Origin of the sequence: Pararobbsia silviterrae (assembly GCF_003628125.1) — a bacterium.
In the GTDB taxonomy this organism is placed as follows: Bacteria; Pseudomonadota; Gammaproteobacteria; order Burkholderiales; family Burkholderiaceae; genus Pararobbsia; species Pararobbsia silviterrae.
Map to the genome: position 1 here is coordinate 532,882 of NZ_RBZU01000001.1, position 12,681 is coordinate 545,562.

The 12,681-nt window shown below is 66.6% G+C and carries 10 protein-coding genes; 5 read left to right on the top strand and 5 right to left on the bottom strand.

Annotation, left to right across the window (positions count from 1 at the left end; all coding sequences use genetic code 11):
* The first annotated feature begins 157 nt into the window (after nt 1-157).
* The 4 genes from nagA (at nt 158) to nagE (ending at nt 6,914) form a co-directional block, all read left to right on the top strand.
* Nucleotides 158-1,264, top strand: a complete 1,107-nt coding sequence (gene nagA / locus D7S86_RS02440) for an N-acetylglucosamine-6-phosphate deacetylase (protein ID WP_121082986.1) — start codon at nt 158-160, stop codon at nt 1,262-1,264.
* Nucleotides 1,257-2,264, top strand: a complete 1,008-nt coding sequence (locus tag D7S86_RS02445; protein ID WP_121082989.1) for an SIS domain-containing protein — start codon at nt 1,257-1,259, stop codon at nt 2,262-2,264. Before nagA ends, D7S86_RS02445 begins: the two co-directional genes overlap by 8 nt.
* 42 nt (nt 2,265-2,306) lie before the next feature.
* Nucleotides 2,307-4,949 (top strand): phosphoenolpyruvate--protein phosphotransferase, encoded by a 2,643-nt coding sequence (ptsP, locus tag D7S86_RS02450; RefSeq protein WP_121082992.1) that lies wholly within the window; start codon nt 2,307-2,309, stop codon nt 4,947-4,949.
* 225 nt (nt 4,950-5,174) lie between these two features.
* Nucleotides 5,175-6,914 carry an N-acetylglucosamine-specific PTS transporter subunit IIBC gene (gene nagE / locus D7S86_RS02455; RefSeq protein WP_121082995.1) on the top strand — a complete coding sequence of 580 codons (1,740 nt, stop codon included), beginning with the start codon at nt 5,175-5,177 and terminating at the stop codon, nt 6,912-6,914.
* A 234-nt stretch (nt 6,915-7,148) separates the two neighbouring features.
* On the opposite strand, the gene cydX is transcribed toward nagE, so the two are convergent.
* The 5 genes from cydX to rpoH form a co-directional block, all read right to left on the bottom strand.
* Nucleotides 7,149-7,304, bottom strand: a complete 156-nt coding sequence (cydX, locus tag D7S86_RS30595; RefSeq protein ID WP_121082998.1) for a cytochrome bd-I oxidase subunit CydX — start codon at nt 7,302-7,304, stop codon at nt 7,149-7,151.
* A 12-nt stretch (nt 7,305-7,316) separates the two neighbouring features.
* Entirely contained in the window at nt 7,317-8,456 is a 1,140-nt protein-coding gene (gene cydB, locus D7S86_RS02465; protein ID WP_121083001.1) for a cytochrome d ubiquinol oxidase subunit II, read from the bottom strand.
* Between the two features lie 181 nt (nt 8,457-8,637).
* Nucleotides 8,638-10,248 (bottom strand): cytochrome ubiquinol oxidase subunit I, encoded by a 1,611-nt coding sequence (locus tag D7S86_RS02470; protein ID WP_121083004.1) that lies wholly within the window; start codon nt 10,246-10,248, stop codon nt 8,638-8,640.
* The gene (gene cydP, locus D7S86_RS02475; RefSeq protein WP_121083007.1) at nt 10,238-10,459 is read right to left on the bottom strand and encodes a cytochrome oxidase putative small subunit CydP; all 222 of its coding nucleotides are present in this window, start codon (nt 10,457-10,459) and stop codon (nt 10,238-10,240) included. Before cydP ends, D7S86_RS02470 begins: the two co-directional genes overlap by 11 nt.
* Before the next feature lie 583 nt (nt 10,460-11,042).
* A complete protein-coding gene (gene rpoH, locus D7S86_RS02480; RefSeq protein ID WP_121083009.1) occupies nt 11,043-11,966 on the bottom strand; it encodes an RNA polymerase sigma factor RpoH in 924 nt (307 codons plus the stop codon).
* Between the two features lie 262 nt (nt 11,967-12,228).
* Here rpoH and D7S86_RS02485 point away from each other — a divergent pair, with 262 nt between their 5' ends.
* On the top strand, nt 12,229-12,627 hold the full coding sequence (locus D7S86_RS02485; protein ID WP_121083011.1) for a nuclear transport factor 2 family protein: 399 nt from the start codon (nt 12,229-12,231) through the stop codon (nt 12,625-12,627).
* The last annotated feature ends 54 nt before the right edge of the window (nt 12,628-12,681 follow it).

Sequence of the window (12,681 nt, forward strand, 5' to 3'; positions counted from 1 at the left end):
AACGCCACCCCACGCTCCGGCGTCGCGCCGGGCGATGCAGCGAAGCGCGAGGGATCGATGCGGGCGATGCGCATGCCGCACGCCGCGCCGATTCCCGCCATCCTGCTAGCCCGGCGCGTCGCGCCGGGCCTCGCGGGCACGAACACAAGGAGTCCCTGTGCTGACGGGCAATATTTTGACTTCCGCGGGCTGGCGCCACGGACGCATCGACATCGACGCCGGCCGGATCGCCGCGATCGATGCGGTGCCGGTCGACCCCGCGGGCAACGACGCCCCGTACATCGTGCCGGGCTTTATCGATCTGCACGTCCATGGCGGCGGCGGCGCGGACACGATGGAAGGCGCGGCGGCGGCCGTCACGATGGCGCGCCTGCATGCGTGCCACGGCACGACGAGCCTGCTCGCGACGACGATGACCGCGCCGCGCCCGGCGCTGCGCAAGGTGCTCGTCGAGCTCGGCGAATGCGCGCAGACGCGTCCGGCCGGTGCCGCGCGCATCCTCGGCGTGCATCTCGAAGGGCCCTATATCAGCCCGTCGAAGCTCGGCGCGCAGCCGCCCGAAGCCGTGGTCGCGGTGCTCGACGAGGTGCTCGACTATCTGAGCGTCGCGCCGATCCGCGTCGTGACGCTCGCGCCCGAAATCAGCGGTCATCCGCGGATCGTCGGCGAACTCGCCGCGCGCGGCGTGCGTGTCCAGGTCGGTCACACGCTCGGCACGTACGACGAAGGCGTCAATGCGCTCAAGCATGGCGCGACGGGTTTCACGCATTTGTATAACGCGATGTCGGGCCTGCATCACCGCGAGCCCGGCATGGTCGGCGCGGCGCTCGCGCACGCGCAGTACGCGGAGCTGATCCCCGATCTGCTTCACGTGCACCCGGGTGCGATTCGCGTCGCCTTGCGCGCGATTCCGCAGTTGTACTGCGTGACCGACAGCACGGCCGCGGCGGGCATGCCCGACGGCGAGTACCGGCTCGGCAGCCAGGGCGTCGTCAAGTGCCTCGGCGCGGTGCGGCTCAAGGACGGCACGCTCGCGGGCAGCACGCTGACGATGGACAAGGCGCTGCGCAATCTCGTCTCGCTCGGCCTGCCGCTCGCCGACGTGTCGAACTACGTGTCGCGCCACGCGGCCGATTATTTGGGGTTGTCCGATCGCGGTCGGATCGAAGTGGGGGCATGGGCCGATCTGGTCGTGCTCGATCGCGCGCTTGCCCTGCAGGCGACCTACGTCGAAGGAGAGGAAATTGTCGTCGAATATGCTTAAAGAGGCGCTCGCATCCGCGGATGCAGTCGCCGCACAACTCGCGGCCCAGGGCCCGGTTGAACGCGTCGCCGCCGCGCTGCGCGCGCGCGACCGCCAGGTCGCGCTGACCGTCGCGCGCGGCAGCTCGGATCACGCGGCCAGCTATTTCGCGGGCCTCGCGATGAGCGTCGCCGGCGTGCCCGTCGCGTCGCTGCCGATGTCGATCGCGACGCTCCAGCAAGCGCCGCTGAAGGTCGAGCACCAGTTCGCGCTCGCATTCTCGCAGTCGGGCAAGAGCCCCGATCTCGTCGATACGATGAAGGCGTTGCGCACCGCGGGCGCGCTGACCGCGGCGGCGGTCAATGTCGCCGACTCGCCGCTCAGCGCTGCCTGCGAATTCACGCTGCCGCTGCTCGCGGGCCCCGAACTGTCGGTGGCCGCGACGAAGAGCTATGTCGCGATGCTCGCGATGTCGGCCCAGCTCGTCGCGCATTGGAACGGCGACGCGGCGCTGCTCAAGGCCATCGAAACCTTGCCGGAATCGCTGCGCGCGGCCGGCGCGCTCGACTGGTCGAGTGCGGTCGACGCGCTCGCGGGCGTCGATCAGATGATGGTCATCGGACGCGGTCTGTCGCTCGCGATCGCACAGGAGTCGGCGCTCAAGCTCAAGGAAACGTCGGGCATTCAGGCCGAGGCGTTTTCGAGTGCCGAAGTCCAGCACGGCCCGATGGAACTCATCGACCAGGCGTATCCGCTGCTCGTGTTCGCCCCGCGCGGTCCGACTCAGCCCGGGCTCATCACGCTCGCGGCCGACATGCGCAAGCGCGGCGCGCGCGTGCTGCTCGCGGCGCCCGACGACGTCGCCGAACGCGACCTGCCGCTCGTGACGACCGCCGACCCGCGCCTCGATCCGATCGCGGCGATCGTGAGCTTCTATGTGATGGCGGCATCGCTCGCGCAGGCGCGCGGGCGCAATCCCGACACGCCGCGCCATCTGAAGAAAGTGACTGAAACCCATTGAATTGAGTCCGTCGGACGGACGACACGCCGAGGAGGCGTCGTAATGAATCGCCAGGTTAAGGAAATCGAGCTGCTCGCGCCGCTCACGGGCCCCGTGGTCCCGATCGAAGACGTGCCCGATCCGGTGTTCGCGGGCAAGATGTTCGGCGACGGGATCGGTCTCGATCCGCTCGACACGCTGCTCGTCGCACCGTGCGACGGCACGATCTCGCATCTGGCCCGCACGGGCCATGCCGTGACGCTCACGACGGAAGAGGGCGCCGAAGTGCTGCTCCACGTCGGCATCGATACGGTCGAACTCAAGGGCGAGGGTTTCACGCCGAAGGTTCAGCAAGGCGATCGCGTCGTCGCGGGCCAGTCGCTGATCGAGTTCGATCCCGACTATGTCGCGCGTCGCGCGCATAGCCTCGTGACCGTCGTCGCGATCGCGAACGGCGATGCGTTCCAGATCGCGAGCCGCGCGAGCGGTTCCATGCAGGCGGGCCGCACGCGGCTGCTGACGCTGGTTCCGACGGGGCAGCCCGTCATGAGTCCGAGTGCGTCGGATGCCGAGCGCGCGGAGGCCGCGGCGCAGGCCGTCGGCGCAACGGCTGCGGCGGCGGGGGCTGCTGCTGCTATCGTCGCCGACGCCTCGCCGTCCGTCGAGGCGCGCGGCGAGGTCCAACTGGCCACCAAGGGTGGTTTGCACGCCCGCCCGGCTGCGCGCGCGCGTGACGCCGCGCGCAAGTTCGCATCGAAGGTCGAGCTCCACTACGGCGGCAAGTCGGCCTCGCTGAACAGCATCGTCGGGCTGCTCGGTTTGGGCGCGGGCGAGGGCGCGAGCGTGACCGTCGTCGCGATCGGTCATGACGCGCGTGAAGCGCTCGAAGCCGTCATCGCCGAACTCGGACACGACGCCCCCGACGAGAACGAACAGCCGAGCCCCGCGCATGCGGTGTCGCCCGCGCCGCGCGCGGCCGCACCGGTCGCCGCGCGAGCGCTCGATCCGAACACGCTGGCCGGCGTCGCGGCGTCGCCCGGCGTCGGCGTCGGCACGCTCGTGCGGTGGGACGACGGCGACGTCACGCCTGTCGAACGCGCGACCGGCACGCCGGCCGCCGAAAGCCGCGCGCTCGACAAGGCGCTCGCGGCCGTCGATGCCGAACTCGAAGCGACGGTTGCGCGCGCCTCGCAGCGCGGCGCGGTCGGCGAGGCCGGGATTTTCGCGGTCCATCGCGTGCTGCTCGACGATCCGGCGCTCGTCGATGCCGCGCGCGATCTGATCAGCCTCGGCAAAAGCGCGGGCTTTGCGTGGCGCGAAGCGGTCCGCGCGCAGTCCGCGATGCTCGGCAATCTCGAAGACAAGCTGCTCGCCGAGCGCGCGGCCGATTTGCGCGACATCGAGAAGCGCGTGCTGCGCGCGCTCGGTCTGTCGAGTCCGAGCCGCACGCGCGAATTGCCGCCCGAGGCCGTGCTCTGCGCGGACGAGTTCACGCCGTCCGATCTGGCGGGACTCGATACGACGCGTGTGACCGGGCTCGTCACGGCGCGCGGCGGCGCGACGACGCACGCGGCGATCATCGCGCGTCAGCTCGGCATTCCCGCGCTCGTCGCGATCGGCGATGCGCTGCATGCGGTTCCCGACGGCACGCAGGTGGTCGTCGACGCCAATGCGGGCCGCCTCGAATATGCGCCGACGACGCTCGACATCGACCGCGCGCGCGCCGAGCGTGCGCGAATTGCCTCCGTGCGCGATCAGAACCGCAAAACCTCGCAGCTTGCCGCGAAGACGACCGACGGCCACGCCGTCGAGGTCGCCGCGAACATCGCGACGGCCGCCGATGCGCGCGTCGCCGTCGAGAACGGCGCCGACGCCGTGGGTCTGTTGCGCACCGAACTCATGTTCATCCATCGGCCGACCGCGCCGAGCGTCGACGCGCACCGCGACAGCTATCAGGCGATCGTGACGGCGCTCGAGGGCCGCACGGCGATCATCCGCACGCTCGATGTGGGCGCCGACAAGGAAGTCGACTATCTGACGCTGCCGCCCGAACCGAACCCGGCGCTCGGTCTGCGCGGGATCCGCCTCGCCCAGGTGCGCCCCGATCTGCTTGACGACCAACTGCGCGGGCTCGTCGCTGTCCAGCCGCACGGCGCGGTCCGGATCCTGTTGCCGATGGTCACGGACGTCGGCGAGCTGATCCGCTTGCGCGCGCGCATCGACCAGTTCCAGCGCGAGGCGGGCCGCACCGATCCGATCGAGGTCGGCGTCATGATCGAAGTGCCGTCGGCGGCGCTGCTGGCCGATCAGCTCGCACGCTATGCCGACTTCCTGTCGATCGGCACGAACGATCTCACGCAGTACACGCTGGCGATGGACCGCATGCAGGCGCAGCTCGCCGATCAGGCCGACGGACTGCATCCGGCCGTGCTGCGGCTGATTGCCGCGACGACGCAAGGGGCCGCGAAATACGGCCGCTGGGTCGGCGTCTGCGGCGCGCTCGCGGGCGACCCGGTGGCGGTGCCGCTGCTCGTCGGCCTCGGCGTGACCGAATTGTCCGTGGATCCGGTGTCGGTGCCTTCGATCAAGGCCCGTGTCCGAACCCTGGATTATCAACTGTGCCGTCAGCGCGCCCAGGATGCGCTGGCGCTCGAATCGGCACAGGCAGTAAGAGCAGCAAGTCGCGAGGTCTGGCCGCTCGACTAGGAGGACTTGGCGCACCGGCTTGGCCGATGCGCCGCCCGCCGCGGCCCGTGCGTCGATCACGGGCGGCCGGCGGGCGGTGCGAGGCGAGCCGGCGCAACAAGAGACGCCTGGAGGAGACAAGCGGGTCGCTCGCAAATGGGGAAGCGCGTGGTGTGCGCGCCGGTCGCAAGGCCGCGCGGATCGCACCAGCCAGTAAATCAACGACGAGAACTTCTGGAGAACTATATGGATTCGAATCCATTTGCAAAGGTCCAGCGATTGGGGCGCGCCCTGATGCTGCCGGTCGCGGTGCTGCCCGTGGCCGGGATATTGTTGCGGCTCGGTCAGCCCGACGTGTTCAACGTCGCGCTGATCGCGAATGCGGGCGATGCGATTTTCTCGAACCTCGCCCTGTTGTTCGCGATCGGCGTCGCGGTCGGCTTCGCGAAGGACAACAACGGGACATCGGGCCTCGCCGGCGCGATCGGCTATCTCGTGCAGGTCGCCGTGCTCAAGTCGATCGATGCGAAGCTCGACATGGGCGTGCTGGGCGGCATCATCGACGGGATCGTCGCGGGCATGCTCTATAACCGGTACAAGGACATCAAGCTGCCCTCGTATCTGGCGTTCTTCGGCGGCCGGCGCTTCGTGCCGATCGTCACGGGCTTCAGCTGTCTGATTCTCGGCGTCGTGTTCGGCTTCGTGTGGCCGCCGATCCAGACGCTGATCTCGAACGTCGGCAACTGGATCGTCACGGCCGGCGCGGTCGGCGCGTTCGTCTACGGCGTGTTGAACCGCCTGCTGCTCGTCACGGGTCTGCACCACATCATCAACAGCCTCTGCTGGTTCGTGTTCGGTAGCTTCACGGGCGCCGACGGCAAGGTCGTCACGGGCGATCTGCACCGCTTCTTCGCGGGCGATCCGACCGCGGGCGGCTTCATGGCGGGCTTCTTCCCGGTCATGATGTTCGGTCTGCCGGCCGCCTGTCTCGCGATGTATCACGCCGCGCCGAAGGGCCGTCGCGCCGTCGTCGGCGGTCTGCTGTTCTCGATGGCGCTGACGTCGTTCCTGACCGGCGTGACCGAGCCGATCGAGTACGCGTTCATGTTCCTCGCACCGGTGCTCTACGCGATCCACGCGGTCCTCACGGGCCTCTCGCTCGCGATCTGCAGCGCGCTCGGCATCAAGCTCGGCTTCACGTTCTCGGCAGGCGCGATCGACTACGTGCTGAACTACGGCCTGTCGACGAAGGGTTGGGAAGCGATTCCGGTCGGTATCGTCTATTTCATCGTCTACTACGGGCTGTTCCGCTTCTTCATCGCGAAGTTCGATCTCGCGACGCCGGGTCGCGAAACCGACGCGGAAGTCGCGGCCGACGGTCCGTCGCCCGTGTACGGCGGCAACCAGAGCGCGCCGGCCACGGCGTCGAATACGCGTGCCTCGAAGTACATCGCGGCGCTCGGCGGTGCCGGGAACCTGACGGTCATCGACGCCTGCACGACGCGTCTTCGCCTCAACGTCGTCGATAGCGAGGTCGTTTCCGAACCTGCGCTCAAGGCTGCGGGCGCCCGCGCGCTGCTGCGTCAGGGCAAGACGACGGTCCAGGTCATCATCGGACCGGAAGCCGATCTGATCGCCGACGAAATCCGTCAGGAAGTCGATGCGGGCGTCGGTCGCGCCGCCGCTCCGAGCGCCGCGCCCGTGAAGGCCGCCGACGCGGGTCCGCTCGACCCGGATCCGGTGCGCTGGATCGCCGTGTTCGGCGGCGCGGGCAATGTCTCGGCGCTCGACGCCGTGGCGACGACGCGTCTGCGTGTCGTCGTGCGCGATCCGTCGGCGGTCGATCGTTCGCGTCTCGACGCGCTCGACGTCGCATGGGTCTCGCCCGACACGTTCCACATCGTCTGCGGCAACGCGGCGCAACGCTACGCGCAAGTGCTGGGTGCACGCCTGGCGTCGGGCGGCGCGGCGCCTCAACCGGCATAACGCGCATCCGCGCGTGATGGGCGCGCCGGTCCAGGAGATCGCGCGCGCGGCAATCTGAAGTCTGGCGTGGAGTAAGCGTCCTCGCGGCAATGCAAAAGGGGTGGCCCATCAGGCCACCCCTTTTTTTTATGTGCCACGCGGGTTCACGCGTCGGGCGCATCGATCGCGCCGGCCATCATGCTTCGATGCGATGCGTGCGTGCCGCGCATCGACGCGCATCGACGCGTGTCGGCGTCAGGGCGCGCTCGCCGCGCGGTGAGTGTGCCCCGTGGGCTTCGCACGCGGGCGGTGGCTGATATCGCGCGCGTCATGCGATTCGAACCAAAGCGCGCTGATGACCCCTGCGGCGAGCGCAACGCCGATGCCGAGAATCCAACTGAAGTACCACATACGATGACTCCTTTAGTACATGACATGCGAATCGCGCTCGATCGACTCGGCGCTGACTTTGCCGCGTAGCACGCGGTACACCCATCCCGTGTAGAAGAAGATCACGGGCACCAAAACGATCGTCACGAACAGCATGATTTCGAGCGTGAGGCGGCTCGAAGCGGCGTCCCAGAGCGTGAGGCTGCTGCGCGGATCGAGCGACGACGGCATGATGAACGGGAACATCGCGCACCCGGCCGTCAGGATCACGCCGAGGATTTGGACGCCCGTCGCGAGAAACGCGACGAGGCCCTTGCCGCGACCGGCGCAGAGGCAGACCACGAGGCTTGCGACGATCGCGACGAGCGGCGCGAGCAGCGTAAGCGGATGGCGTCCGTAGCTATAGAGCCAAAGTCCCGGTCCCGCGACGACTTCCTTGGCGAGCGGATTCGCCGGGCCCTGGGTCGCGATGTCGCCGACGATCGCGTAGCCCGGGATCGTCGTCAGCACGAAGTAGCCGGCGGTGACGAACAGCACGAGCGTGAGCAGGGACGCGTATCGCGCCACGGGGACGGCGCGACGCGCGACGATGCCGTCGGTCTTGAGTCTGAGAAACGCCGCACCATGCGCGACGAGCATCGTGACGCTCAACACGCCGGCGAGCAGCGCGAACGGATTGAGCAGCGCGAAGAAGTTGCCCGTGTAGGTCGAGCGCAGGTCGCTGTCGAAGACGAACGGCACGCCTTCGAGCAGATTGCCGACCGCGACGCCAAACACGAGCGCGGGCACGAAGCTCCCCGCGAACAGCGCCCAGTCCCACGCGGAACGCCAGCGCACGTCGTCGATCTTGCCGCGATAGTCGAATCCGACGGGCCGCATGAACAGCGCGAACAAGACCAGCAGCAGCGCGACGTAGAAGCCCGAGAACGAGGTCGCATAGACCATCGGCCAGGCTGCGAACGTGGCGCCGCCGAACGTGATGAGCCAGGTCTGATTGCCTTCCCACGTCGGCCCGATCGCGTTGATGACGATCCGGCGCTCGATATCTTTTCGGCCGATGAACGGCAGCAGGATGCCGACGCCGAGATCGAAGCCGTCGGTCAGCGCGAAGCCGATCATGAGCAGGCCGATCAAGCCCCACCAGATCAGTTTGAGGGTTTCGTAGTCGAACATTGAGGATCCTTGTGCGGTTCAGGTTCCGTTGAGTGAGGTGTCGCCGCGGTATCGACAGGTGGCGTCCGGGTTTGAGGCGTGATGAAGCGGCGTCTTGTCGGGCTTGGGTTCGGGCTCGGGTTTGGGTGGGGGCTCAGCGCGGTGCCGGAGGCCGCTGCGACGGCCTCCGTGCGATGCGCGATCAGGGCGAAGTCGGCAGCGGACCGCCGGCGAGGCGTTGCGTGTCGGTGGGGTCGGACGGCGCTTCGAAGTGATACCGGCCCGTGTGGAGCGACGAGGGTCCGCGACGCGCGTACTTGAACATCAGATACATCTCGACGAAGAACAGGACGGTGTAGAACAGGACGAAGCCGCCGAGACTGAAATAGAGGTCGCCCACGGTCAGTGTCGAGGCCGAAGCGCTTGTCGGCAGGACGCCCGCGATCGTCCAGGGCTGGCGGCCCATTTCCGCCGTGATCCAGCCGAATTCCGCGGCGAGCCACGGCAAGGGAATCGCGCAAACGGCCCATCGCAGGAACCAGCGCGAGCCGGGCTTATCGAACTTTCCGCGCACGGACAGATAGCACGCGATCACGAAGGTTGCGAGAAACAGCAAGCCGAGGCCGACCATCAGACGGAACGAGAAGAACACGGGCGCGACGGGCGGAATCGAATGGCGCGCGGCCTCCGCGATCTGGGCATCGGTGGCGTCGACGACGTTCGGCGCGATCGGCTTGAGCAGCAGCGCGTAGCCGAGGTTCTTCTGATGCTCGGCGAACGCGGCCCGAGCCGCATCGGTCGGATTGCCCGCCTTGATTTCCTGGAGCGCCGAATACGCGACGATGCCGCTGCGCACGCGCGCTTCGTTCGCGTGAATGATGTCTTTGAGACCGGTGACCTGGCCGTCGAGCGAACGCGTCGCGATCAGACCGAGGACGTACGGAATCCGGATCGCATAGTCGGTCCGTTGCGCCTCCTGGTTCGGAATCCCGAACAAGGTGAACGAGGCAGGCGCCGGCGTCGTGTCCCATTCCGATTCGATCGCGGCGAGCTTGGCTTGCTGGACTTCGCCGGTCGTATAGCCCGATTCGTCGCCGAGCACGATCACGCAGAGCGTCGAGGCGAGACCGAACGCGGCGGCGATCGCGCACGAGCGCAGCGCGAACGCCGTATCGCGGCGCTTGAGCAGATACCAGCACGAGACGCCGAGCACGAACATCGCGGCCGTCACATAGCCGGCCGACACGGTGTGCACGAATTTGACCTGGGCGACCGGATTGAACAGCACGTCGCTCATGCTCGCGAGTTCCATGCGCATCGTTTCGGCGTTGAAGACGGCGCCGACCGGATTGTTCATCCAGCCGTTCGCGACGAGGATCCAGAGTGCCGAGAGATTCGAGCCGAACGCGACGAGGAACGTGACCATCAGGTGCTTCGCGCGCGAGAGCTTGTCCCAGCCGAAGAACATGAGGCCGACCATCGTCGACTCGAGGAAGAAGGCCATCATGCCTTCGACGGCGAGCGGCACGCCGAAGATGTCGCCGACGTAGTGCGAGTAGTACGACCAGTTCGTGCCGAACTGGAATTCGAGCGTGATGCCCGTGGTGACGCCCATGGCGAAGTTGATCGCGAACAACTTGCCCCAGAAGCGGGTCATGTCTTTGTAGATCGTCTTGCCGGTGATCACGTAGCACGACTCCATGATCACGAGCAGCCACGCGAGGCCGAGCGTCAGCGGGACGAACAGGAAGTGGTAGAGCGCGGTTACGGCGAACTGAAGCCGCGAGAGTTCGACAACGTCACTACTTAGCATGGTGGGGTCCTTCAGCGGAGACGGCAGGCCCGAGCAGGGCCTGCGCGACGGTGGCCGGGGGTAACTGCATGTGTTCGGCGGCGGGATGGCTGAAGCACAGCGTCTTGAGCACGAACAACAGTGCTGCCTTGATGAGCAGCACGGCGGCGAGTTCGAATTTGAGCGTGCCGCGGCGGCGCGCCCGATCGAAAGCGGAATGGAGCAGATTCATGATGTCGGGCTGCCGCTCGTCGGGAGCCGACGGTGCGCGTTCGGATTGCGCATGAGTCGGTGAACGACTTAGCCTGGCGCGATTGTAGGAATCCGCTTAAATCCAGAACATGCGCCAAATTGTCGCAGTGCAGCGCCCGTCGGCTGGAGGGCCGGCCAGCCGGGAGGATTGACTGCTGCGCTGCGACAATATGTCGCAGCAAGCGTCAAGACGGAGCCCGAGAATCAGGTTTAATTCACCTACTGTCAGTAGGTGATTGGAACAGGAAACTCGGCGGGTTCGGTGAGCTGCCGCAGCGGGACGACGCGAGCACGGCGGACGAGGCGGCAGCAAGGCTGGCGAGGCTGGCGAGGCTGGCAAGTTGGGCAAGCCGGGTGAGGCGGGTGAGGCGGGCAAGGCAGGTGAGGAGGGTGAGGCAGAAGAGGCAGAAGAGGCGAGCGAGGCGGTGCCGTGGCGGCCAGACACGACAAATAAGACGGGATGGTCAGCGAATTCGGTGCGCCGAAACAAAAAACCAGCGAAGCCGTGAGGCCACGCTGGTTCGGATCGTCGGATAGGCGCCGTCGCTTCGGCGCCGCCGGCTTTATGCCGTTTCGGCGAGCGCGACGCGCATTTTCTTCATCGCGCTGGCTTCGATCTGGCGGATCCGTTCAGCCGACACGTTGAATTCGGCCGCGAGATCGTGGAGCGTTGCGCCGCCGCTGCCGTCGTCGGACACGTTGAGCCAGCGCGCCTCGATAATCCGGCGGCTACGCGCATCGAGCGAACCGAGCGCGGATTGCAGGCCGTCCGATTGCAAGTGATCGTATTGACGCGCCGCAATCACTTCAGTCGGTTCCTGACGCGTATCCGACAGGTACGCGATCGGGGCATAGCTCTCCTCGCCGTCCTCGACTTGACCTTCGAGCGCCACGTCGCCGCCCGAAAGACGCGTTTCCATCTCGACGACGTCCTCGCGCTTGACGCTGAGTTCCTGCGCGAGCCCGTCGATCTCGTCGGGCGACATCGCCTGGATGCCCTGCTTGTGGCTGCGCAGATTGAAGAACAGCTTGCGCTGGGCCTTGGTCGTGGCGACCTTGACCATGCGCCAGTTGCGCAGCACGTACTCGTGGATCTCAGCCTTGATCCAGTGCATCGCGTACGACACGAGGCGGACGTTTTGCGTCGGGTCGAAGCGCTTGACCGCCTTCATGAGGCCGATATTGCCTTCCTGGATCAGGTCGGCGTGCGGCAGCCCATAACCTAGGTAGTTACGCGCGATCGACACGACGAGCCGCAGATGCGACATCACAAGGCGGCGCGCCGCATGGAGATCGCCGCGCTCGCGGTAATCCGTCGCGAGTTGCTTTTCCTCGCCCGGCGTCAGCAGCGGAATCTTATTGACGGCCTGGATATATGCGTCGATGTTGCCGAGCTGGCCCGGCAACATCGCGTTCTCCACAAGCGCAAGCGCACCCATGGACGCGGCGGAAGAACGGTTCATGTTCGGCAGTGTGGCAGTGCTCACTCGGCAAGCTCCTCAAGAATCGGGGTCCATCTTAGCACTCTCCAAAACTGAGTGCTAACTGCTTGGACACGTCAACCGTCCAAGGGTTTCCCATTGCTATTGAATTCTAGATGATGATAGTCATCTGTCAAGATTGATTCAAATGAGACAGAGCATGGCGTCTCGGCAACCGATTTTCGACAGACGTAGGAAGCCCGGCGTTCGTGGTGTAAATTTCAGCACATCGGTGGTCCGATGCTTTCCAGGCGAAGAGGTTCCGACGATGGCGGCAAAGTTCAGCGAGACAGTCGTGAATACGGTCAGAGAACTCGAACGCGAGCGGTTCCGCGCGATGGTCGAGGGTGACGGTGATCAGCTCGATGCGTTGCTGTCCGACGCCGTCAGCTATATTCATACGAATGGAAAGCGCGAGACGAAACCCCAGTTTCTGGCGGCGATCACGAACGGCAAGCGCCGCTATCGTCAGATCGAGGTCGAAACGCAAGACATTCTGCTTGCCAGCGACACCACGTGCGTCGTGACGGGTAAGGCGATCGTCGAGCTCGAGGCGAACAACGGCGCGCTGCTGTTCCATATCGCGTACACGGCCGTGCAAGTCCTCGAAGACGACGGCTGGCGACTCGCGGCGTGGCAGGCCACGCGCTGCGCGACGGAAAGCTGATCCGCGGGCGCACCACCCGAGCGGCGCGCCGCCGACCTCAAGCGCCGACCTTGG